The organism is Pseudoalteromonas ruthenica, assembly GCF_008808095.1.
Lineage (GTDB): Bacteria > Pseudomonadota > Gammaproteobacteria > Enterobacterales > Alteromonadaceae > Pseudoalteromonas > Pseudoalteromonas ruthenica.
Genome location: NZ_CP023397.1, coordinates 45,174 through 66,770 on the forward strand (window position 1 = coordinate 45,174; position 21,597 = coordinate 66,770).

Annotated in this window: 22 protein-coding genes; 5 read left to right on the forward strand and 17 right to left on the reverse strand. The window is 47.3% G+C overall.

The window, feature by feature from the left end; all coding sequences use genetic code 11:
* Positions 1 to 49: 49 nt before the first annotated feature.
* Positions 50 to 610: a short-chain dehydrogenase gene (locus tag PRUTH_RS15570; RefSeq protein ID WP_151173789.1), complete on the reverse strand. Its 561-nt coding sequence runs from the start codon at positions 608 to 610 to the stop codon at positions 50 to 52.
* A gap of 132 nt (positions 611 to 742) precedes the next feature.
* Here PRUTH_RS15570 and arfB point away from each other — a divergent pair, with 132 nt between their 5' ends.
* Both arfB and PRUTH_RS15580 read left to right on the forward strand, forming a co-directional pair.
* Positions 743 to 1,156, forward strand: a complete 414-nt coding sequence (gene arfB, locus PRUTH_RS15575; RefSeq protein WP_022943501.1) for an alternative ribosome rescue aminoacyl-tRNA hydrolase ArfB — start codon at positions 743 to 745, stop codon at positions 1,154 to 1,156.
* Between the two features lie 99 nt (positions 1,157 to 1,255).
* The gene (locus tag PRUTH_RS15580) at positions 1,256 to 2,296 is read left to right on the forward strand and encodes an NAD(P)H-dependent flavin oxidoreductase (protein ID WP_151173790.1); all 1,041 of its coding nucleotides are present in this window, start codon (positions 1,256 to 1,258) and stop codon (positions 2,294 to 2,296) included.
* Positions 2,297 to 2,322: 26 nt separating this feature from the next.
* Here PRUTH_RS15580 and PRUTH_RS15585 read toward each other — a convergent pair whose 3' ends face one another.
* From PRUTH_RS15585 to PRUTH_RS15615, 7 genes are all read right to left on the reverse strand, one after another.
* Positions 2,323 to 2,739 (reverse strand): hypothetical protein, encoded by a 417-nt coding sequence (locus PRUTH_RS15585; RefSeq protein WP_151173791.1) that lies wholly within the window; start codon positions 2,737 to 2,739, stop codon positions 2,323 to 2,325.
* 286 nt (positions 2,740 to 3,025) lie between these two features.
* Positions 3,026 to 4,051, reverse strand: coding sequence for a DUF2955 domain-containing protein (locus PRUTH_RS15590; protein ID WP_151173792.1), 1,026 nt, complete (start codon positions 4,049 to 4,051; stop codon positions 3,026 to 3,028).
* Between the two features lie 15 nt (positions 4,052 to 4,066).
* Complete coding sequence (locus PRUTH_RS15595) at positions 4,067 to 5,083, reverse strand: HlyD family secretion protein (protein ID WP_151174259.1); 1,017 nt, start codon at positions 5,081 to 5,083, stop codon at positions 4,067 to 4,069.
* A 53-nt stretch (positions 5,084 to 5,136) separates the two neighbouring features.
* Positions 5,137 to 5,601 carry a MarR family transcriptional regulator gene (locus PRUTH_RS15600; RefSeq protein WP_130146287.1) on the reverse strand — a complete coding sequence of 155 codons (465 nt, stop codon included), beginning with the start codon at positions 5,599 to 5,601 and terminating at the stop codon, positions 5,137 to 5,139.
* 348 nt (positions 5,602 to 5,949) lie between these two features.
* The gene (locus PRUTH_RS15605) at positions 5,950 to 6,789 is read right to left on the reverse strand and encodes a DUF4198 domain-containing protein (RefSeq protein ID WP_151173793.1); all 840 of its coding nucleotides are present in this window, start codon (positions 6,787 to 6,789) and stop codon (positions 5,950 to 5,952) included.
* Positions 6,786 to 7,853, reverse strand: a complete 1,068-nt coding sequence (locus tag PRUTH_RS15610) for a PepSY-associated TM helix domain-containing protein (protein WP_151173794.1) — start codon at positions 7,851 to 7,853, stop codon at positions 6,786 to 6,788. Before PRUTH_RS15610 ends, PRUTH_RS15605 begins: the two co-directional genes overlap by 4 nt.
* Complete coding sequence (locus PRUTH_RS15615) at positions 7,854 to 9,845, reverse strand: ligand-gated channel protein (protein ID WP_151173795.1); 1,992 nt, start codon at positions 9,843 to 9,845, stop codon at positions 7,854 to 7,856.
* 120 nt (positions 9,846 to 9,965) lie between these two features.
* On the opposite strand from PRUTH_RS15615, the gene PRUTH_RS15620 reads away from it, so the two are divergent.
* Positions 9,966 to 10,892: a LysR family transcriptional regulator gene (locus tag PRUTH_RS15620; protein ID WP_022945249.1), complete on the forward strand. Its 927-nt coding sequence runs from the start codon at positions 9,966 to 9,968 to the stop codon at positions 10,890 to 10,892.
* A gap of 637 nt (positions 10,893 to 11,529) precedes the next feature.
* Here PRUTH_RS15620 and PRUTH_RS15625 read toward each other — a convergent pair.
* The 6 genes from PRUTH_RS15625 to PRUTH_RS15655 all read right to left on the reverse strand — a co-directional run bounded on the left by PRUTH_RS15625 (position 11,530) and on the right by PRUTH_RS15655 (position 17,581).
* Complete coding sequence (locus tag PRUTH_RS15625; RefSeq protein WP_151173796.1) at positions 11,530 to 11,877, reverse strand: hypothetical protein; 348 nt, start codon at positions 11,875 to 11,877, stop codon at positions 11,530 to 11,532.
* 74 nt (positions 11,878 to 11,951) lie between these two features.
* On the reverse strand, positions 11,952 to 12,368 hold the full coding sequence (locus PRUTH_RS15630; RefSeq protein ID WP_151173797.1) for a hypothetical protein: 417 nt from the start codon (positions 12,366 to 12,368) through the stop codon (positions 11,952 to 11,954).
* A 34-nt stretch (positions 12,369 to 12,402) separates the two neighbouring features.
* The gene (locus PRUTH_RS15635) at positions 12,403 to 15,342 is read right to left on the reverse strand and encodes a DEAD/DEAH box helicase (protein ID WP_170268981.1); all 2,940 of its coding nucleotides are present in this window, start codon (positions 15,340 to 15,342) and stop codon (positions 12,403 to 12,405) included.
* Positions 15,335 to 16,129, reverse strand: coding sequence for a Hachiman antiphage defense system protein HamA (locus PRUTH_RS15640; protein WP_151173799.1), 795 nt, complete (start codon positions 16,127 to 16,129; stop codon positions 15,335 to 15,337). The genes PRUTH_RS15635 and PRUTH_RS15640 overlap by 8 nt, the downstream gene beginning before the upstream one ends.
* Before the next feature lie 147 nt (positions 16,130 to 16,276).
* Positions 16,277 to 16,549 carry a hypothetical protein gene (locus PRUTH_RS15645; protein WP_151173800.1) on the reverse strand — a complete coding sequence of 91 codons (273 nt, stop codon included), beginning with the start codon at positions 16,547 to 16,549 and terminating at the stop codon, positions 16,277 to 16,279.
* Positions 16,550 to 17,122: 573 nt separating this feature from the next.
* The gene (locus PRUTH_RS15655; RefSeq protein WP_022945244.1) at positions 17,123 to 17,581 is read right to left on the reverse strand and encodes a MarR family winged helix-turn-helix transcriptional regulator; all 459 of its coding nucleotides are present in this window, start codon (positions 17,579 to 17,581) and stop codon (positions 17,123 to 17,125) included.
* Between the two features lie 114 nt (positions 17,582 to 17,695).
* Between PRUTH_RS15655 and PRUTH_RS15660 the strand changes: the two genes are divergently transcribed.
* Positions 17,696 to 18,124, forward strand: coding sequence for an organic hydroperoxide resistance protein (locus tag PRUTH_RS15660; protein ID WP_130146258.1), 429 nt, complete (start codon positions 17,696 to 17,698; stop codon positions 18,122 to 18,124).
* 55 nt (positions 18,125 to 18,179) lie between these two features.
* Here PRUTH_RS15660 and PRUTH_RS15665 read toward each other — a convergent pair whose 3' ends face one another.
* From PRUTH_RS15665 to PRUTH_RS15675, 3 genes are all read right to left on the reverse strand, one after another.
* A complete protein-coding gene (locus PRUTH_RS15665) occupies positions 18,180 to 20,207 on the reverse strand; it encodes a S9 family peptidase (protein ID WP_371741535.1) in 2,028 nt (675 codons plus the stop codon).
* Positions 20,208 to 20,323: 116 nt separating this feature from the next.
* Positions 20,324 to 20,638, reverse strand: coding sequence for a hypothetical protein (locus tag PRUTH_RS15670; RefSeq protein ID WP_022945241.1), 315 nt, complete (start codon positions 20,636 to 20,638; stop codon positions 20,324 to 20,326).
* Positions 20,639 to 20,737: 99 nt separating this feature from the next.
* Complete coding sequence (locus tag PRUTH_RS15675) at positions 20,738 to 20,998, reverse strand: DUF1294 domain-containing protein (RefSeq protein WP_170268983.1); 261 nt, start codon at positions 20,996 to 20,998, stop codon at positions 20,738 to 20,740.
* 201 nt (positions 20,999 to 21,199) lie between these two features.
* Between PRUTH_RS15675 and PRUTH_RS15680 the strand changes: the two genes are divergently transcribed.
* Complete coding sequence (locus tag PRUTH_RS15680) at positions 21,200 to 21,595, forward strand: hypothetical protein (RefSeq protein ID WP_151173802.1); 396 nt, start codon at positions 21,200 to 21,202, stop codon at positions 21,593 to 21,595.
* Positions 21,596 to 21,597 lie beyond the last annotated feature (2 nt).

A 21,597-nucleotide genomic window follows, 5' to 3' on the forward strand; every position in this document is an offset into this window, starting at 1 on the left:
CCACCGTAGAGTGGGCTTTTTATGCCTTAATAGTGGCCTATGACTGGTATTATTGCCCTAGGACCGAGAATAGCTTTTTCAGCTGCGGCATGTATTCTTCTACCAAAGCAATATTAGTGTCGCTGACATCCTCACTCGCTTGATTTGCACTGCCCATGGCACCGAGCAAAGAGTTGGTCTTGTTGCTACTACCAGAGAGGCTTTGTAGGCCGCCCATAACCTCATCAACACGGGCCTTATCTTCGGCAGATAAATCGCCTTTAACATTGGCTAAATACGCGGCAGTCACTTCACTGCCGACACTGATCAGTTGCTCAGGGGTAAAGCCATAGCGGCTGATCACATCTGCAAACTGTTGGTAGCTATCGGTATTTTTCAACATCGCAATGGCGCTATCACTCATTGACTTGTTGTTTTGCTCGCTACCTTGGGCGCCGAGTAGGGCGGCACTATCAAACTGCTGCCCTTGCTTATCTGCCCAATTGGTCACAGCGGGTGCTGCCTTAATAAAGTTTTCGACGTCTTTTTCCGTGAGCTCTAGCGCCAGAGCCTGAGCGCTGGTAAAGGCCGTGGTCGCGGCCAGTGTAAGCGCCATCAATAAATTCTTCATTGTTCTCTCCATGCAGGTATTGTGTAGGTGGTGTCGTTATTGTCTAAATTCACTGAGTTGGGCCTTGGCGCGCTCAGTGATAAACTCAATGTCATCAATGATAGTTCAAAGTCGTTAAGGCAAGATGAATAGATGTTGCAGATATCTAATACGGTGACCATAGACGAATGGGAAGTGGAGCTGTCTGCCATCCGCTCGCAAGGGGCCGGTGGTCAGAACGTCAACAAGGTGGCAACGGCGATCCATTTGCGCTTTGATATTAACCGCTCGAAATTACCCGACTTTTATAAACAGCGGCTACTGGCCTATCGCGATAGCCGTATCACTAAAGATGGGGTTGTGGTGATCAAGGCACAAAGTCATCGCACTCAAGAGCTCAATCGGGAAGAAGCACTGAAACGTTTAAAAGAGCTTATTTTGGCCGCCACCAAGGTTGAGAAAAAGCGCCGCCCCACCAAACCTACACGCAGCGCTCAGCGTAAACGTGTGGACAAAAAAGTGCAGCGCGGGCGTACTAAGCAATTGCGCAAAATACCCAAACTTTAAAGGCGAGAAAATGCCTTGATTAGGGTGGCTAATTGGCATCGCACCAAGTAATGTGGTGAAAGTAATTGCAGCCACCTTACAATGAGCCACGGAGGCACAATGGATTTGCTCAGCACACTTAACCTAGCATACCCAATTATTCAGGCGCCTATGGCGGGAGTACAAGATGAAAAGCTCGCCATAGCCGTTGCTCATGGCGGTGGTTTAGGCTCCCTTCCTTGTGCCATGCTCAGTGCAGAGCAAATCATGGCGCAAGTCAGTGAATTTCGCCAACACACCCAGCGTGCCCCAATTAATCTTAACTTTTTCTGCCATTCTATGCCGAGCTTAAATCAGGCTGAGCAAAGCCGCTGGCAGCAATTGTTAGCACCTTATTATCAGGCACTTGAATGTCACCCAAACGATGACCTAGGGGTGCTCAGGCAACCGTTTTCTGCGCAGCATGTTGCTGTGCTGGAGCAGCTGCGCCCGGAAGTCGTAAGCTTTCATTTTGGCTTGCCTGAAGAAAAACAATTACAACGTGTAAAAGCAACCGGTGCTGTGGTGTTATCCTCAGCGAACACATTAGCCGAGGCGCGCTGGCTCGCCCAGCATGGGTGTGATGTGATTATTGCTCAAGGTATTGAAGCGGGAGGCCATCGTGCGATGTTCTCATCAACGCTTGCTGAGCAGGGGACAACGGCGCAATTGTGTCAGCAAATCCTGGCTGCCAAAGACATTAACGTGCCAGTGATAGCTGCGGGCGGCATTACTCAGGCTGAGCACGTGGCACATTATTTGAGCATGGGAGTCATTGCTGTACAGGTAGGCACCAGTTACCTGTTGTGTGATGAGGCCACTACCAGTGCTGTGCATCGTCAAGCGCTGCGCGCAGAGCACCGGCAAACGGCAATAACCAACTTATACTCTGGCCGCCCGGCGCGGGGGATCACCACCTCTTTTATGCAAGAGCAAGGCTTTATAAGCGACCAAGTCCCTGCTTTCCCCTACGCCAGTGCCAAGCTAGCACCACTACGTGCTAAGGCGCAAACCTTGGGCAAAGATGATTTTACGCCGCTATGGAGTGGCACCGATCGCAGTGGCTGCCACGCCATAAGCGCAGCCGAACTGACTCGGGATTTAGCCGCACAACTCAAATAGCCGCGTCAATGAGCGGCTAATTATCATTAGGTAATAATCTGCGCATCAGGGATGGTGCGCTTGATGTAGGTTTTTAAGTCGTCCACGTAGTGGCTATCAAATACAAGGCTGACTTGACCCCCGCCGTTGTAGGGCAATTGGAATAGGCCTTTGTCATCACACGTGTCGATAACGACTTTACGGATCTCATGCACCGGGAACAAGGCTTCGCCAACACTGAGTAGCTCTTCTTCGACCTTGATGTGCTCGAAAGGATTAACGAGCTGTTCGCTCATACCATAACGATAGCGATGCCACAGCAGGGGAACATTAATTAAACCCGCAGCTCCCCATAGGCGGTAATCATCGCGAACAAAGCCAGCGACCAATAGGGTGATGGCTAACAAGGCGAGCACCCACATCCACCATCCTGTTTTTCCTAATTTGCTAAATGCGCTATGCATGGCCCATCCTTCTGCTTACTAGAGGTATTCATGGTAACGGGATTGGCGAGTAAGGAAAAGCCCTGTGCTGCTACGAAGAATAAGCCGATGTATCACTTAATTTGCGGGAGCGGCAGCAACCACAAACCAAGACCCACTGATAGATATCCCAGAAAGATACATGGCCCGGGTCAGCTTCGCCTGTTTGTGCAGCACAGGGGGAAGTTCACTGTTCAAGGGAACAATATTGATGTTATGTTATAACAACTTGGTTTTCAACCCCAACTCGGGTAAAGCCTCAGAATTGTTAGGTAAAGGTATGATGGCGCGTGGCCGCAAAGCGATTCAAAATATGGTGGATAACATACACTAGACATAAACTGGCGGTGATCGCCACACACACAGAGCTGAAGCGGTACAATGCGCTATATACTAAGTCTTGGTTTGGCGCGAGTGATTGTCCGAATAAAATGCCAAAGGTGGTGATAACGCCAAATCCAACCCCCGGCATACCGCCTCCTAATACATGGTAGCGACTAAAGACAAAGGTGAGGATCCACAACACCAATATTGGAAACACCAGAATCTGGCTGTAGGTAAACAAGAGTAATTGCGCTGCCAACGCCAAGTTGCAACCGATTAACGTGCCGATAGCGCGTTGCCAACCCGCCATTGATGCCGCTTTCCAACACAGTGGAAAGAGAATCAAAATAGAGGCGGCTTGGGCCGATACCGAATCTTGTAAATCCAGTATCTGAAAGACCATAAAAGAGAGGGTGGCGACGGTGGCACATAACAGCACCTCATGGCGGACACTGGCTGCATCTTTAGCGGCGCGCGAGATGGGCGTGCGCGTGCTCACATCAGGAAATAGCCAATGCATAATATAGGCACTGACTAGGCTCACAGTTACTGCCAAAAAGTTACTAAAGATCAATGGGTATAAGCCCAAGCCGGTGGCGCTGTAACTGGCGAAATGTAATTGAATAGATAGCCCAACCACACTCATGGCGCCGAATAGGAAGTGGGCACCGCGACTCATTTGATAAAATAACAATGCAAACATGGCAAAAGCCAGTATCGACATCAGGATTGGATGAAAACCAAATAAGCCTTGCAGCACCAATACCGCGAAGCCACAAAACAATGCACTGGCGATAAACTGGCGGACAATATGCGCATTTATGATCGGTACTAAACCCAGCAACAGCATAGGGTAGACAGTAAAGAAAATACCATTGGGCCAATCAAACAGCTTACTCAAGCTAAACCCGAGCGTTGCGCCGGTGGCGATGCGGAGCATTTGGCGAATGTCGTTGGCGGTTAGGCTCATGGCACAGCTCCTTGGTTAATAGATATAGTGCATTAGGCTCACGGCCTGAATTTGTGCGTTGGCTAGCAGTTGCTCCACTGGGTCATCGGGCACGATTTGCACGGTGGCTCTCGCGCCACTGGCAAGGTGGGTTGAGGTAAACTCATCATCGAGTTGCAAATGCACGCGTTGACGTTGGGCATCACGGACCCAGCGGTTAGAGGTTTCGACCTCAGCCAGGGTCCCATTGGCGCTGAGCTGCCCGGCGCTTGAGCCTGCGGCAAGCTCGCTGACATGGGCTGCAAACACTTGCCCGGGTAGAGCATCGAAGCTGACTAAGGCGCGGTTGCCGATACGCACGTGATACAGCGATTTTTCACGAAAATCAGCGGCCAAGTCTAGTTGCTCAGTCACCAGCCCCGTCATCGCCATTCCTGCTTTGGCATAGGTACCTGTGGTCACTTGTAGATTGCTAATAATGCCATCATGAGGCGCCACCACTTCGGTATAACTGAGATTCAGCTGTGCCTGCTGCAGCTGATTACGGGCCTGTTGCCAAGCGATATTGTCCTCACCGTGCGCGCCGCGCTTTATTATCAGTGCTTGCAGCTTGGCTTTTACGGTACTGACCTGTGCCTGGGCACTGGCCAGTGCGGCACTGATCTCATCACTGCGCTGCTGCGAAATAGCCTGTTTATCAAGTAGGGTACGGCTGCGTTGATGTAGGCTTTGCTGCTCATGTAACTTGGCTTGAGCCGCCGATAAGTCGGCGCGCAAAGCCTTGATGTCAGCATCGAGCTGTTGGTTTTGCTGTTGCACTTGTGCCAAGGCCAGTTCGGCTCGTTTTACAGCAAGTTGGTATGGGCGAGGGTCGATACGCATGAGTACCTCGCCTTGGCGCACATGTTGATTATTGCGAACCGCCACAGTAACAATTTTGCCATTAACCTGCGGGGTGATTTGCGTCACTGGGTGGTAAACGCGCGCCTGTGGTGTCATTGGCATGTATAAATCAGCAACAATAAAATAGCCAAAGCACAGGATAAACAGCATGATGGCGATTTTAACGTAGCGTGCGAACTGCTGATCGGGAGTCGGTTGCTGGCTCACTCTTGGTCCTCCATAAATTGATTGGCATTGTCTTCTAAGGCCACTAGGCCAAGCGCCATCATATTAAGCTGCTCATCGCTCAACCCTCGGTATAAGTGAGTTTTGACCTCGCTGATCCGCGCTTTGAGCGCCGATAATTGCTGTTCACCTTGCGCTGTGAAATATAGGCGCCGACAGCGCTTATCGTGCTCATCGACACGGCGCTCAATCACCTGTGCGTGCTCCAGTTGTTTCAGGGTGCGGGTGAGGCTTGGCATTTCTATATCTAAGCTAGTGGCCAGTTGGTGCTGCGTACAGCCTTCGCCAAGATGGTGCATATGCATCATTGCCGTCCAACCCGGTTGTGTGAACCCTAGTGGCTCAACGGCGACTGACACCGCTTGTCGGCAGATACGGTGAACGCGGCCAAGCTTGCCACATAAGCTTAAATCGAGGGTTTCATGAAAAGGAATATCAGCCATGGTGCAGCGCTCTCATTTAGTTAGCAGGCTAAGTATATTACAATAGTTAGCACGCTAAGTAAATATTCGAGGTTATTTGCCAAGGCTATGTCGGAGGACTCAACCTGGGTGTGAACCCTTAGAAGGGTGATGTAGTTAGCAATAAAAAGGCAATTTGATGACTGTTAAGCAGCGCGCATTTATGGGAGTTTGATGGAGGTTGCGCTGCTGTCATCAATGTTGCGATAGTGCGAGTAAGAAGAGATTATCAAAGCGCTCCGAGTGCCCCCCGTTGGGCTTATATTTCAATTTAAAAAAAGGGGCTACAGCTTTACTGTAAACCCCTTTGACACTTTGTTGATGTGCCAGTTACAGCGGCAATACCTCGAACACGGCCACATAACTGCCACGGCGAGTTTGCGCCGGAGCTTTGGCTTGCTGGTCTTCATACTCGGCTTCAAACCAGTACATTCCTGGCTGCGTAAATTGCAGCTCAATTTGACCATTATCATCGGCGGTTAACTGTGTGGCGATGTTGCTATCACGATACCGCTCGCCTTGACGAACTAAGGTTACCTTTGCCCCAACTGCAGGCTGGCCATCGATCAGTAGCTGCATAGGAGCACTTTCATCAACGTATAAATCGTTCGGGTGGGTTAGGGCATTAAGCTCGAGCCCTTGGCCGCTTGGGGTAATTGCCGTGTCATTAGGAGCTCCAAGGGTGACGAAGGTTTCCATGCGACGAGCAACATCGCTCACTTGCAACTCTTTGGCATCGCTGGGTACTTGCTGTTTGAACTGCGCTAAAGTGCCGGTCTTTCCACGGCCAGGCCAATATTGACGTTCGCCCTCTGCATCCACCCAGCGGGCGACAATGGAGCGGCTGGCGTTAAATACGCGGTAGGTTCCTTGCTGCTGTAGGTGCAGATCAAACACACTGCGATAGCGAAGCTTGGCGCTATTTTCTAAATCCACAGCTTGGCCATCGGGGCCAATTGCAGTCAGTCGCTCAAGCGGATAGGCATAATGGTCGGGATTAAAAATGCCGTTGGCGATTGCGGCGTCAAAGGTGATCCATTCATCATCACCTGAGACCACTGTGGTACTTGGTTTAAGCCACACTCGGTGGGCGTGTGCTGATTGGCTAATAACGGCTGTGGTTGCAAGGGCGGTGCATAGCGCCGCGCTGATAATTGTTGCTAGCTTCATGTGTTAGGCTCCATAGTTAGTGTAATTGTGCCGAGCTCATGCTGGCCTTGCTCGGTATGGTGTTGTGATTGGGTTATCGGTAATGTCAGGGGAATGCGGATCAGCTCGCGCCCGCCTAATTCCCTCGCCGCTTCAACATTGAGGGTGTACTCACCATCAGGGAGAGCGGCCAATTGCGCTGCGAAAGGGCTTAAATCAAGGGTGGCCACGCCAGGGCGGCGCGTCGCGCCGGTGACGCCATCGACAGGGAGCGACAAGCTGCGACCACTGCGACGCCACCATAAACGCAAATCTTTTAACCACTTCTCACCCTCACGGTCAGCGAGCTTGGTGTCATACCAGATGGCTAAATCAAGCACCGCTTTGCGCTTGCTATTGGCTAACCACACGGCCACATAAGGGGGGTGATATTCGGCCACGCTTAAGCGGGGAATTTCGACTTGCAGCTTGTTCGCTGACGCCGCGTGGGCAGGTAGCACGAGCACCAAAGCGGGTATACCTAATCCCGCCAGTACCAGTGGCCACGTTGATTTGCGGCCTTTGGCATAACGTTTTAGTAATAACAGCCCGGTGATCGAAAAAACGATGCAGGCCACAGAGAAAAGATCAATAAACATACTCCACCACATACCGGTATTCCGGCCCTTATGTAAGTCATTTAGATAGGCTATCCAACCACGGTCGGTAGCTTCTTGATAAAATTCGCCGGTATCTAAGGTCACGGTAAACCAGCGGTCACCCCCGGCTTTGGGCATGGCCACATAAAGCTCAAAGTCACTCCACTCAAGCTGTTTATAACTGGCAATAGACTGTTCGGTTTGACCTTGATACCAACGCTGAAAACTCTTTGGTAGCTGCTCGTTGTTGGCGGCGGCTTTCAATTGATTGAGGATGGCATCGGGCACTTGCGCTTCAATCTGCTGCACTTGTGCGCGGGACTCAATGCTTGCGGCATGGTTTAGGGTGATCCCTGTGACAGCAAAAAGCAGCATGCCAATAAGGCACACTGCTGAACTGATCCAATGCCAAGCTTTGAGATCCCAAAGCTTACTACGTTTGGCCATTTAGAAACTCCAGGCTAGCGACGCCCAGTAGCGACGTCCGTCTTCGATGTAGCCATATTCATCTTCACGAATTTCCTTATCAAAGAGGTTGTACACCCCAAAACCTAAACGTACAGAATCCATGACTTGGTAGTTGGCGCCTAAATCAGCAGTAGTGTAAGACGGCGCAATGAGGCTCGACTGTGAAGGGCCGGTTGTCGGTTGGCTTTCCTCACCGCGATAATGCACGCGCAACCAAGTGCCTAAGGCATCACTGGCTTGCCAGTTGAGCGACGCTTGTGCCAGGTGCTCCGGTAATTGATTCAACGGACTGCCGGCGTATTCACCGGTTTTTTGTTCCGAGTCGGTGTAGGTGTAGTTAAGCGCCATCTTTACCGCGCTGGCGAGCTGATAGTCTAGTGAGACTTCTACCCCTTGAGTGGTCGCCTCATCAACATTGGTATAGGTTGTTGGCAGTGAGCCAAACTCATTGGGCCCGTCGGTGCACTTTGTTAACGGGCAAGCTACGCGAGAGATTTTATCGTCAAACTCGTTATAAAAAACCGTGGTCGATGCACTTAAGCCTTGCTCGGTATCGAGGTAAATCCCCATTTCATAGTTGAGCGAAGTTTCAGGGCTTAAATCAGGGTTACCATAGATGTTGCCGCCCCGGCTAACCTGGCCCCAAGCAGCGGTTGTTTGTCGTAGGTTCGGTGCTCTGAAACCACTGGAAATACCGCCTTTAACGGTCAGGGTGTCATTGGCGTTATACACCGCATACAACCTTGGGCTGGTATGGCCACCGAATTGTTGGTCTTTGTCGTAGCGCAGCCCAGCAGTCAAGGCCAGCTTCTCGGTGGCTTGGAACTCATCTTCTGCAAATACCGAGTACATATCGTTATCAATTTGCGTGAGCTCACTAATACGGTTGCTGGTGTTATCTTCTAAATCTTCACGTTGGTAGGCCACGCCGGCACTCATTTTGTTGCGCTCATTAATAGGCAAGGTCCACAAACTTTGCACATCAATGTTTTCAACAATCATATCCCGTGACTTGTTGTCGTACTTATCGTATTGCGCATAGCTAAATGACTGGCCAAAATCCCAATAACCGGTGTGTGAGAGTGAAATGGTTTGATTATCGTACTCGGTTACGGTGGACTCTGGGCAGCCACGACGGCCGCAATTTTCCCCTGGTGCTAGTGGTTCTACGGTTTTGCCCAAGGTGGCATCCAGAGTTTGCGATGCACTGGCAATGTCGAGTAAAAAACTGTGGGCATCACTGGGTGTGAACGATAACTTAGCTTGGTAATTCTCCGCTTCTTTACCGCGAAAGCCGCTGTAAATATCGTCTTCATCGCGGTTGCTGAATTGGCCATACACTTGCAGCCCGAGCTTTTCAGGGATCAGTGCGCCAGCGGCAAAGAAGTTGGCTTGGTGAATATCACCCGATTCACTGCTTTCTTGCATGGTGGTATCCAAGCGCAGTTCACCGTACCATTGCTTGGGGGTTTTGCGAGTAATAATGTTGATCACCCCACCGATGGCATCGGAGCCATACAGAGATGACATGGGCCCGCGCACCACTTCGATACGCTCTATGGCGGCCAGTGGTGGTGTCCAGGCGCCTTCAACCCCTGGGCCATCGCTATTCGGGCGAGTTTCCCTTGAGCTTTGGCGTTTGCCATCAACAAGAATCAGGGTGTATTGGCTGCCCATACCCCGGAGGCTGATGTCTTCACGGTCGCCGCCACCGGTGACAACCACCCCAGGGACGTCGGTCATCGCATCGGTTAAGTCGCGGTAAAAGCGTTGCGAGAGCTCCTCGCGATCGATTACGCTTATAGAGGCGGGGGCATTTTTAATAAGCTGCTCGTAACCCGAGGCGGTTACCACGATTTTTTCCATGTCGTTATCAGGTGCTTGGTTAGCATGAATGCTGGTGCTTAAGGTAGCGAGCGCAGCGGTGATAGCGAGGGATAACGGGGCGATACGACGTTGCACCGTGAACATTGGGGAACCTCCGTGGTATAATTAAGGTAAATGATATTAATTCTTATTTGATGGTATGCTGTTGCACCTCTGCGAGCAACGCGCTTTTTCTTAAAGGTTGTTTAAGGAATTCTTAAAAGTATGAACACCAAGCTAACGCGCGCCCTCAAGGTGTTTGCGAAAACGGTGGAAACCGGCAGTATGAGCCAGGCGGCTCAGCAATTACATATGACCGCTTCAGCGGTCAGTCAACAAATCACTAAACTTGAACAAGACATTGGCCTGAGTTTATTTAACCGTAATACGCGCAAGCTCACTCTGACTGAGGCCGGTGAGATTTACTACGCCTCGTCGGTAAAGCTACTCGCTACGGCAGAGCAGGCGCAGAGGCAACTCGAACAGCTTCAGCATACCCCTTCGGGGCAGTTGAAAATTGTCGCCCCAATTGGCTTTGGTGGTGGCTTGTTAAGTCAGCCTATAAAGCAGTTGACCGAGCAGTTTCCGAAAATTGAAATTCAGCTTACCTTGACCGATGAGCCCTTTGATATTATTGCTGGCGGGGTTGATTTAGCCATTTGTATTGGCCCTTTAACGGACTCGGGGTTAATAGCCAGGCACTTGGCCGATTGGCAGTTGATCCCTTGCGTTAGCCGTACTCACCCATTGGCTGAACTTAACCCTCAAGACCCGGATGCGCTCGCGGCGCAAACCTTTATTGGCCACACCGGGGCACAGCGCATAGGTCAAAAGCTGACCCATCAGCACAGTGGTGACACCTTTACACTGGGCCAACCTCGATTATTAGTGAACAATATGCAGGCCGCCATTCAGCTCACTTTAGATGGCATTGGTTACGGGTTATTACCGGAGCCTGAGGTGCGACATCTGCTCGCTTGTGGTCGATTACAGCGCATATGCCCCCAATGGCAGCTGCCTCATTACAGTGTCTATGCGGTGACCCCGCATCGTGACACTGTTGCGGCTAAAACGCGCGCCGCGATTGATAGTCTGCGTGCTTGGTTTGAGCAGGTTTCCACAAACCCTGAGTTGTTTGTAGGGGAGCCTTAGTCGCGAGCTTGCTGCGCTAAATAACCGCACCTATTAGGGCTGCTCGCTTTACGCTGCTGAGCTTCGTACGCGGCGCATAAGCACGAAGGCAAGTGGCAATATGAATAACGAGCCAATCATCCCCAAAATCATATGCAACTGGTTGGGTCTATCAAGTGTAGCGAGCGCGCTCATGTCGCTACGATGGACCAAAAATGCCACAACGATAGCCGCGAAGAGCACGGGTTTGATAATGTTGTAACCGGCCAGCTTGATAAGCCCATAGGCAAAAGGCAGTGTCAGTAACAGGTTGAGAGCAAATCATGGCATTGTTATTTTTATTGTATGCTTTTTAACCGGGTAAGAATCTTGAGCAATAACAACACGCTTGGCAATTGTGTGGCTATGTAGTGATGTTCACAGTTTAGTTGCGTGCTGGGTCAAAACGTATCTTAAAGCAGAAACGAATAGGTTTAGACCATTATCATACAAGCAGTTGCTAGCGAGAAGGAGACGGCATTTTAGCGCGTTTTTGGATAAAAATGAGTGAGGACGAATGCGTGCTTTGTGCCAGAAGAAGACGCTGATAACGCTAAGCGGAACGGTGTAAGAGTCCCAGCGACCAAAGGGAACGACAATAGCGCATTATTATATCTTTTTACCACGGCCCAATAAAACGATCTAGATTAGCAAGTAACAAAACAGGCAAAATGCTTGTCGTAAAACTTACAAAAAATAGCCGTGCATTAGTGAGCCAATTTAACTTTTTAAGCCAGTAAACACAAAGAGCCGACAAACCAACACAAGGTATAAAACCACCCATAATTGAATAGAAAGCAAGTACCATTGCTACAGATTCGATACTGCTTGTAAGAGATGATGGGTACTCACCAAACGGGCCAATATAGCCAACAAGAGGTACAGGAAGACGATAGTAAAAAGCAGAGATAACTCCCCACACAAACAACCCGCAATAGAAACAAAATATTCCTTTAAAATAACTCATGATGTTTCCTGAGATATAACACGCTAAAGTTGGCGACGAAGGAGCATAAGCCTGCTATTTTGTGTCCTTAATAATTAGTTTGTTATATTTTCTTGAGATTGTATAAATTTTCGCGCATCACCCCATCTTGCTTGACTGGTAAAACTACAACAAGAAAGTCTCTGTTTTGGCGCACCTTGATCACAGACCAAGTAAACTTTCCCGACAACCAAGCTCATATCAAAAGATGCGCCAGTGATCGGAGCAACTAAAGTGTTTAATTTTTGTGTTTCTCCCTGATAAAAAGTCATCGGCTTTCCTAATTTCCCAACAACCTGTTCAAATTCTAAGTCAGTTTCTTCTTTGTAGAAAGCACTTTTAAGCCTAGCGGTATAAATACTTGGACAATTTTTTATATATTCTTCGACGGTATTCTCCAAACAAGAGCATGAATAGACGGGAAGAGAGAATGCAGCGGTAAGAATGAAAAGAAATAGGCTAAATTTACTCACGGTTCCTCCGAAAATATAACGCCGCATTTTGCAATTAGCTCAAACTCAGCTCTTTGCATATTCTATTGAAGCTGAGCATTGGAACTCTGGCATCCTGTTCTAAATGCAATCTAACAGCCACGCTATTATTTCTTAAGAAACGTAGCAACCGATTTTTACGAAGCTGTACGTTGTTGGCCTCCAAGTACCGTTGAATTCCCCATATTGCCAACCTATCTGTTGCTCCTCGTTCGAACAGATCTAGCTGTTGCAGTGTGCCCAATCCGTACTGAAGAAGTGAAGACCAATTAAGTGCAAGTTCTGAGATATTTTCACCGTGTGAGTTAATGGCCAATTGAATAACTTTAGACATCAATTCTTGAAGCTTATAGCCAATAGAACTACAAACCACTTCTAGTGCATCATCAAATTCAATCCCTAAATCTGTCGAAATCTCAACATATGTACAACCACTCAGCCAAAGTCGAATGACCTGCAGAAGCAAACCATCTTCAATATCCTCTAAATCGAGAAGGGGATACTCTTTTACCTCTAAGACGACTTCTTCTAACCAATGCTCGTCTAAAACATCTTCCAGTTCTGTCCACAAGTCCAACTCAACGACTTCTAAACCTTCGAGGTAATTGAAATACCTCGGAGATGAGCCACTGGATTTGAGTGCTGGCCAACGTGCTGCATCAATACTTTCTTGGATATGCTGTGATCTGAGTCGAAATACTTCTTCTATCCTTGCTCTCAATTCATCAGTATCGCAGTAACGAAACGCTAAAGTAGACTCAAGTATATCCCCCAAATGATCCTCAAAATCATTTAACTCTATATCTCCAGGAACCAAATCAATTAGAGCCATATCAATCCGATCAAGAATGCTTAGGAACTCAGGATTTTGACGTTCAAACAAATCGTTACTTAACTGAATATTGAGCTCTCTAATGCTCTGATCGATATTTCTAATAAGATTAAAAAGTGCGCCTTTTGCAGGCTCCATTCGCTCATCTCTAAAAACAGACTCTGCAATATTTTGCTCATCCGAATTTACAAAAATCACCCTGCCTCTTGCTTCTTTTCCAGCTCGGCCTACACGCCCTACGATATTCTTTATATTTCGAAGCTTAATGGGCTCCATGATTCGACCGTTAAATCTTCTGATCGTATGCATGACTAATGTGCGGATAGGTAAATTGACTCCTTCAGCAAGAGTGGTGGTGCAGATTAGAATGTTAAATAAATTGCCCTGAATCCCTTCTTCCATCTCCCTTCTAATTTCTTGAGGAAGGTCGCCGTGATGAAACCCAATCCCATGTGATAGCAAAGCCCTCAATTTGTGAGTCGTTCCAAATTGGAATCCAATATAATCTCTTAGTTGCTCCAATGCTTCAGACTGTTGAAAATCGTCATTGCAAGAGAATGCATCGTTCTCGAACAGCCTTAGCATTGCATTTGTTAACCCACTAACGCCATTAGGCCCCTTCTGAGTTGTAAATATCGCAACAGCACCGTGTTTTCTAGATTTTAGCGCACTTATGCTTGCCAGCATCGCTGGAGAACCACGTTGGGGTAGTAAGTTTCTATTTCCTGTATTTCGATTAATAAATCTAAAATCATCTTTAACGATGAAATTTCTAAGAAAGTAACTTTTCGGCTGCTCATAAATTGTATTGAACGAAAGCTGCCAATAATCCTTTTGTTGTCTTCTTAGAATAGCGTAATCAATCTCAACTGGCTTATATTCAGAAACCGATAAAGCCTCTTCACTCCCTCCAAGCCAAGCATGTATTTCATCGATATTGGGTAGAATTGCAGAAATAAATACGATTTTTCTTCTAATATCCTCATTAGACTTTAACCTTGTAAGCAAAACTTCATATTGAAACCCTCGACTTCTATCGTCGATAAGGTGGCCTTCATCGCAAATGACGGTTGTAAACTCTGCAAGCAACTCAGAATTCATTTGGCTAATAGCCACTAGTTTTTCGGGGGTCACGATCAAGACATCCGTAGTCTCTATATTCTGACCTTCGCTTCTAGTGGGTATATTGCCTCCATATGCAGCTAATACATTGATGTCAGCTAACTGGAGACGTGCCGTAATCCCTGCCTTGATTTCTGCGGCTAATGCCCTAAACGGTACTATGAAGAGAACTTTTTTTTGCCTGACTCTTACTTCGTTAAAAATCACAATCTCGCATAAAGATGTTTTTCCTGAGGAAGTAGGCATCTGAAGGCTATATACTTCGTCTTGGTTACTTAGAATTCCATTTTGAAGTGCAATCTTCTGAGAAGGAAAAAGCTCCCAAATTGAAAACGCTCCTTCATTAAAAAGAAACGGCTCCCAAACCTCAGGTAAGAACTCATGAGCGAAATTTGAAAGATTTGTTCCAACGCTATATTCACAATACCTTTCAAGGCACTTAAGCAGTAGTTTTGATGCTATATATAGTCTTGGATCTTCTTCTAATCCCAAGGCCATTGAATCTCTAATACTGTCGTTTAACTCATCCCATATTTTTCCTGTTGGCAATCGAGCAACATCAGAAAATAACTCTTCATAGCTATTAGAAGATGAAATAGACCTTAGTAAAAATGTGTAAAGGAATTTTTCTTCATCTAACAACGAATCTGAATTAGATACATCCTTTAGGATTAAGGTTGCTGTAGCTGGATAATCAGAGATATAGAAACACGCAGCCGCATAGATCAAGTTAAGTGTGGGCTCTACCCCTTTAATGTAGCGAGCAGCTGCACTCTTCGAATAGATAAGCAAGGTCTTCGCCAGCTCACGCAAATCGGATTTTAAAGCATTAGCATCCTCTTTCCTTAAGCTCTCGAAGATCGCAGAAAAGGCACTGATATATAAATCGTCAGTTCTGTTTCTAACTACATAACCTACCCAATCCTCTTCAGGTATATTGAATTCAGCTGCGCTTTCCCAAGATTCAAGCTGCGCTATCATATTCCCGAGAGCATTATTCATTAGGCACCTCATCTATAGCGCGCTGAAAGCACCTTTGATAAACATCCTTGAGTCCAGGAACTCCAAGAACTACGACCTCAAACGCTTCACTTTGTTCTGGCAAATCTAGTTCTCTTTGCAGCTCCCCATCTAGTAAGTTCCTGTCAATGATGGCAAATGATCGATAATATTTCTGAAATGTTGTAGAGACTGCTTCATCAGAAAACCTTGTGTATAACGCAATGGCTTCAGCGGTGTCTTCGGCTACTGCTCGCTCTTTTAGCCAAGTAAGTGTTCTCGACAACCGTCCAGTGCTATCGGATATGTATCCTTCAATCGATTTTTCTATTGGTAAAGTACTATTGCTTGGCGTGGCCATTGCTTTCGCTTCGGCGCATAAGACGAAGTCGTTTTCAGAAGGGACACCTTCGTTTTCTCGAAACAGTAGTATGATGTCCGAATGAGGCGCAGCTTTATTCCGATCTTGCTTTAGTTGCCATTTCATTACTTCAATAAGCTGCTCTTGCCGCTCATTAGACAAATAGAATAAAGATAAAATTTCACCAAAATCACCTGACATTACAGCGCCTGGATCAGGGAACTTGCTGCCGATTATTGCTGAAGCAATTTGCCCGCTACGTTCTATTTGGTTAGGTAGTCTTTCGCGTCGAAAATAACACCAAGGCAGATTTTCAACCAGAAAGTCCTCTAGAATTGCCTCATTACCCTCACTCAGAACATGAGTCCTTACTTCAATAGCACCTTCGGGCTTTTGATAGTCTTCAAATAAGTCGGTGACATCAACCATGAACTTTTGGATTCCAATTTATTATTTTTTCTATTTGTATCATCGAGCAATTTTCACTACTTTGAGACTCATTAAATTCCGAAGAATGACTATGATTATTAGCACTGTTCCCTTGTGATTCCCTAAGAGGCACTTGTTATACGTAATTTATTGATTTATATAATCTCGAATTCCGTGACTATAACCTAATGCAAATGCTTGATGAACACTTCTATGCCTTCCATCGGCACCTGCTTGTGAGTCACCTAAAGCATCAATATCTAATCTGATCGATTCTTGTAATGCAAAACCCTGATCGTAACCAGAGTTATATGCGCATTGGCAGCACTTGTGGCGGCCATGCTCATGCATTTGATGCCTAGATAAGTTAGTTAATTGGGTTTCATCAAGAGTTCTTGAGTGTGGGTTTGTACATGGCATAAAGTTCTCCTTCAATTTATATATGCACAGGTATTTGATTTACGTATAACAGCTTATTAGTGAGACCTTGCAAGGTATGCTACCTTGTAAGGTAGGAGATTACTTATGTATAGACAAACTAATAAGGCTTCAAAAAATTATCGTAAATCATACACTAATCGAAAATTTGCTATAGAACAAGAAAGCTTTGTATAGCCACAAAACATTCCTGAACTAAGAAGAATAATCGAAATCACCGATTACGATAGTGGTGAACCCATTACTCATAAACTTGAACTGTATAAAACTGATCGGATCGATTGTTATAAAGTTTTAGTCGACGGAAAGCTTTGGAAAAAGCGTATTGGTTGGAGCAACATCTTGGCAGGAATTAGAAAAGCCCTTCCTAGATTAGCTAGAGAGTGACAGTCCGTTTTGCTCTAAGCCTCCCTTAGAGCATTTACGTTAACTCTTTTTGGGGCAGAAACGAGTTAGGTGTGAAGGTTCGCTTTTGGCGTATATGCGGCTATCGGATTTAGTACAATTTGACCAAACCTGACAGATAACGTTAAAACTTATCCAATCGTTCAGTGCTTACTGAGTATCGGCCTCACAAAGCGTGGTGTGTAAGTCATCACTCACCTTGTCTATTAGTCGTATCAACTCCATCCCTTCTTCATCACTGATATTTTTGAGGTTACAGCGCATTTGCTGGGGAATTTTTTGCGCGGTGTGTTTGGCTTTTTTTCCATAGTCGCTGAGCACGACCCGTTTTACCCGCTTGTCATGCTGATCATGGATCACTTGCACAAAAGATTTCTGCGTGAGCTTTTTTAAAATTAAACTCATGGCACCACCATCAATATGGGTTTTCTCAAGTAATTGATGAATGGTGATTTGGTCTTTTTCCCATAATGCCATTAACACCACGTACTGTGGGTAAGTAATATCGAGCTCACGCAATAACGGACGATAGGCCCGGGTGAAGGCGTTAGCCACAGTGTAAAAGCGGTGACACAGCTGGTAGTCAAGTTTTAAAGCATTGTCGGTCATGATCTCTCCTTTATTTTATTTTGCATGCAAACAACTTGATCTTCAAGTTGGCCATCGCTATTATTTATTTTGCATACAAAATAAATTGCTAAATAGTTAACTAGAAGGAGGCCAATAATGGCGTTAGAACAGATTCTTTATAGTGCAAAAGCCACAGCAACTGGTGGACGAGACGGCTCTGCCAAGTCGGATGACGGCCGTTTAGATGTTGACCTATCGGTTCCAAAGGGGCTGGGGGGCGATGATGGTCAGGGCACCAACCCTGAGCAGCTTTTTGCCGCCGGTTATTCAGCGTGTTTTATTGGCGCGTTGAAAAAAGTGGCTGGCGATCAAAAAATTAAGTTACCTCAAGATATTGCCGTCACGGGTGAGGTTGCAATTGGTCCAAAAGGGCAGGGCTTTTCTATCGACGCTAAGCTCACCGTGGATTTGGGGGATATGGACAAAGCGCAGGCGCGTCAATTAGTGGATACCGCGCATCAGGTTTGCCCTTATTCCAATGCCACACGTGGCAATATTGATGTGGAATTGGTGCTGGCCTAAAGGCACAGCCTAGTCGCGACAAGGGCGGCGACAGCGTGTCGCCGCCTTTATATGGTTATTTATCGGCCTGCTTTTCGCCGTGCTTTTCAAACCACCACAGAATGTAGGCGACTTTTGCCATCAGGTTCGAGGGCCGCTTGGTGATGCCATGCGAGGCATCAGGAATACGCACCATGGCGGTATCCACCCCCTGCAATTGCAATGCTTGGTAGAACTGCTCCGTTTCGGAAATAGGCGTACGATAATCGGCCTCACCGGTTAATAGCATGGTGGGGGTGGTTACATTGCCCACATAGCTAATAGGTGAGCGCTCCATATAATGTTGCATATGCTCCCATGGCTTGCCTGGGAACCAGTAATCCGCAAAGAAGGGATAAAAATCAGCCGTTAGTACAAAGCTAAACCAATTAATTACAGGCTTGGCAACCACCGCCGCAGCAAAGCGATCGGTATGGCCGACTATCCACGAGGTAAGTACACCGCCGCCAGAGCCGCCGGTTACATAGAGTTTAGTGTCATCAATAAATCCTTTGGCAACTAAGGCATCCACACCCGTCATCAAATCATGGTAGTCGTTGCTTGGGTAGTTATGATGAATCGTTTGCGCAAAGTCTTTGCCGTAAGAGTCACTGCCGCGTGGGTTCATGTACAGCACCACGTTGTCTTGAGCGGCGAATAATTGTGCTTCAGCGCTGAAGTGAGGCCCGTAGTTGGCCACCGGTCCACCGTGGATCTCGAGAATCAAAGGGTATTTCTTGGTTGCATCAAAGTGCGGTGGGTAAACAATCCAACCCTGAATGTCGAGCTCATCGTGGCTGGACTTAACCCACAATTGTTCCACTTTTCCAAGCGTTTTGTTGGCCAAGGCATCTTCATTTAAATGCGTTAACCGCAGCGCTTCGCCGCGCTTAGTCAAGGCCACATCAGCAGGGCGCTGAGTGTCGGCGAGCGTGAATGCAATATCACCCTCGGTGCTAACGTCAAAATCGCCGCCTGAGTAGGGGCGACCAAAAGACACGCTCCCCACTTTGTCGGTGATCACCTTGGCTTCACCGCGCAAAGGTTGGTAGCCAATGGTGGTTTTGCCTTCGCTATCGTAGCTAAAGTACAGACCGCGACTATCATCCGCCCAGTGTATTTGCGCTACTGCGCGGTCAAAGTCCGGCGTTAAGCTGCGCGTCTCGCCAGATTCTAAATCACGGATGTAGAGCTGAGTGTTTTCATAGTTAGTGCGCTTATCGTCATAGCCGGTGTAGGCTAAGTAACGACCATTGGGAGACACCTGCGGCTGGCTGTCTGGGCCATCGCGGTCGGTGATGGCGCGAATGCTCAGAGTATCAAGCTCCAGCGCGTAAATTTCTGAGTTTATCGGCTTTAACTCATGGTCGCTGTGACGGTTTGCTGAAAAGTATAAGATACTGCCATCGTCACTAAAGCTGATACTGCCGCCATGGTCAAAGTCACCGGATGTGAGCTGCACCGCGTTGCCGCCATTGGCAGCAATACGAAACAGGTGATTATGGCCTGCTTTGGTATAGCCAGCGCCATCAGCGCGGTAGTAAACCTCATCGATAAACAGCGCTGGGTCGGCCCATTTTGCGCCTTCGGGCTTACCGGGTAAGCTCACCGGGCTATTGGGCTTAGCGGGCACAAACATACTGAATACTAAGCTTTTGCCGTCTGGTGTCCAGGTGGGCTTGGAGGGGCTCTGTGTAAGGTTGCTGATTTTACTCACCGCACCTGTGTTTAACCACTTAACATACAGCTGTGCGCTGCCATCTCGTGTAGAAATAAACGCTAAGCGACTGCCATCGGGGGATAACACGGGGGCAAAATCTTGATGTACGCCACTGGTTACCGGTTGCAGCTGTTTATTGTCGGTGCTGACCTGCCAAATATTACTAAATTTGCGGTCTGACTTAATGTCCATGCGATTGCGCACGAAATACACGGTATCGCCATCATCACTGATATCGATTTGGTTGGCATATTCAAGATTGAAAACGTCTTCAAGCGCGAGTACATCATGGCTAGTGCTTTGGGCCGCATTGGCGATACCGCTGGTTGCGATAGCTAAACCCATGGCCCAAGAGAGGGGAGTGAATTTCATAATCTGTCCTTGGCAGCTATGTCAGTCTCCCTGTTATAAAACCCATACTCTGTAGGTGCAACTTTATTCGATAGAAAATGACAGCTTGGTCATGGAGTTGCAAAAAATAAGGGCAGTAGCATAGCGATTAGCGCGATGATCATGCCACATTGGTTGGTCAATGAGATTTGCTTGCGCTTGCGGCTGATGTAATCGTCACTCAGGCTGTATCCACTTTCGTTGTTGAGCCAGGCATCTAAGTTGGTTTCCAGTGCTTTGGCTTTACTGAGTTTTAGCGGGTTATGATTGAGCACTGCGCGCAAGTCGGGATAGTACTGTTCAACATAGCTACGTAGCTGTTTACGAAGGGTAAAGCGCACCCATAGGTAGGCGCCAAAAAGGAGTAAGAAAATAATTAAGTTCATTGCTGTAAATCCATTTAACGAGCGTGACGTTTTATTTGTTCCCAAGTTTAGCAAAAATGTATAAAAAGTCAGCACTTTTATATTTAGCCAAAAGTATGACTACCATAAACCATCGCTACTCAAAATCAGTTGTACTGCAACAATAATAAACATCCAGCAATGGACCAAAATAGTCACCCATAGCTTTATGATAAAGGCGCGCTTTTGCGATTTATGACGCAACCAAGTTTGCGCCGCAAGGGCTCCTAGCCAGCCGCCGAATAGCGACCATATTAATAAGTCACGCTCGGGTGTACGTGGGCGTTGGCGCTGCGCCGCGCGTTTATCATGCCAAAACCACACAAAGGTTATTGTGCTCATGCATAAATAGAAGACGCTAGGCCAAAGAGTTTGCACTTGCCAACAGAGCAGTGCGACAGCGCAGACAAAGAGTAAGCTGCAAACACCTTTGCAAAGCTGCAATATAAACTTCATTATGTGTTGTCCGATAAAATTTGGCTCAAGTGTCCCTAGTCGGTGCCGATAGTATTTAAAAGCGAGCCATGACGCCAAGGACGCGCAATGCGCATTGATTCTTCCTACTCACAATCTATACCGACAACGCCTCAATCTGAGGGCACTTTACGCCTGCAACCCCAGCATAATCAAGCCAAAGCTCAGGCTGAGGCGGACATTAAGCAGAGCTTGCGCGAGCAACTGCCCGCGCATATTCAGAAAATGCTAGAACAAATCGAGCGCGTAAAAGAGCAAATAGACCAAGCACGTGAAAGGTTGAGAACTCTGCAAAACGAGCAAGACCCCAATGATGAGGAAGCGCACAAAGCAATGCTCGAATCACAGCGTAATCTTGTTGCCAATATGGAAGTACAGCTTATGCAAATGACCCAAGCGGTCACTGAAGCACTTAAAGAGGCCGGGATCTCTGACCCCGGTATACTCTTAAGTGCACTAAGCTAATA

Excerpts from the sequence above, each read along its gene's own strand:
- PRUTH_RS15570 (WP_151173789.1), bottom strand. The coding sequence starts at position 610 with ATGAAGAATTTATTGATGGCGCTTACACTGGCCGCGACCACGGCCTTT.
- arfB (WP_022943501.1), top strand. The coding sequence starts at position 743 with ATGTTGCAGATATCTAATACGGTGACCATAGACGAATGGGAAGTGGAG.
- PRUTH_RS15580 (WP_151173790.1), top strand. The coding sequence starts at position 1,256 with ATGGATTTGCTCAGCACACTTAACCTAGCATACCCAATTATTCAGGCG.
- PRUTH_RS15585 (WP_151173791.1), bottom strand. The coding sequence starts at position 2,739 with ATGCATAGCGCATTTAGCAAATTAGGAAAAACAGGATGGTGGATGTGG.
- PRUTH_RS15590 (WP_151173792.1), bottom strand. The coding sequence starts at position 4,051 with ATGAGCCTAACCGCCAACGACATTCGCCAAATGCTCCGCATCGCCACC.
- PRUTH_RS15595 (WP_151174259.1), bottom strand. The coding sequence starts at position 5,083 with ATGCTGTTTATCCTGTGCTTTGGCTATTTTATTGTTGCTGATTTATAC.
- PRUTH_RS15600 (WP_130146287.1), bottom strand. The coding sequence starts at position 5,601 with ATGGCTGATATTCCTTTTCATGAAACCCTCGATTTAAGCTTATGTGGC.
- PRUTH_RS15605 (WP_151173793.1), bottom strand. The coding sequence starts at position 6,789 with ATGAAGCTAGCAACAATTATCAGCGCGGCGCTATGCACCGCCCTTGCA.
- PRUTH_RS15610 (WP_151173794.1), bottom strand. The coding sequence starts at position 7,853 with ATGGCCAAACGTAGTAAGCTTTGGGATCTCAAAGCTTGGCATTGGATC.
- PRUTH_RS15615 (WP_151173795.1), bottom strand. The coding sequence starts at position 9,845 with ATGTTCACGGTGCAACGTCGTATCGCCCCGTTATCCCTCGCTATCACC.
- PRUTH_RS15620 (WP_022945249.1), top strand. The coding sequence starts at position 9,966 with ATGAACACCAAGCTAACGCGCGCCCTCAAGGTGTTTGCGAAAACGGTG.
- PRUTH_RS15625 (WP_151173796.1), bottom strand. The coding sequence starts at position 11,877 with ATGAGTTATTTTAAAGGAATATTTTGTTTCTATTGCGGGTTGTTTGTG.
- PRUTH_RS15635 (WP_170268981.1), bottom strand. The coding sequence starts at position 15,342 with ATGAATAATGCTCTCGGGAATATGATAGCGCAGCTTGAATCTTGGGAA.
- PRUTH_RS15640 (WP_151173799.1), bottom strand. The coding sequence starts at position 16,129 with ATGGTTGATGTCACCGACTTATTTGAAGACTATCAAAAGCCCGAAGGT.
- PRUTH_RS15645 (WP_151173800.1), bottom strand. The coding sequence starts at position 16,549 with ATGCCATGTACAAACCCACACTCAAGAACTCTTGATGAAACCCAATTA.
- PRUTH_RS15655 (WP_022945244.1), bottom strand. The coding sequence starts at position 17,581 with ATGACCGACAATGCTTTAAAACTTGACTACCAGCTGTGTCACCGCTTT.
- PRUTH_RS15665 (WP_371741535.1), bottom strand. The coding sequence starts at position 20,207 with ATGGGTTTAGCTATCGCAACCAGCGGTATCGCCAATGCGGCCCAAAGC.
- PRUTH_RS15670 (WP_022945241.1), bottom strand. The coding sequence starts at position 20,638 with ATGAACTTAATTATTTTCTTACTCCTTTTTGGCGCCTACCTATGGGTG.
- PRUTH_RS15675 (WP_170268983.1), bottom strand. The coding sequence starts at position 20,998 with ATGAGCACAATAACCTTTGTGTGGTTTTGGCATGATAAACGCGCGGCG.
- PRUTH_RS15680 (WP_151173802.1), top strand. The coding sequence starts at position 21,200 with ATGCGCATTGATTCTTCCTACTCACAATCTATACCGACAACGCCTCAA.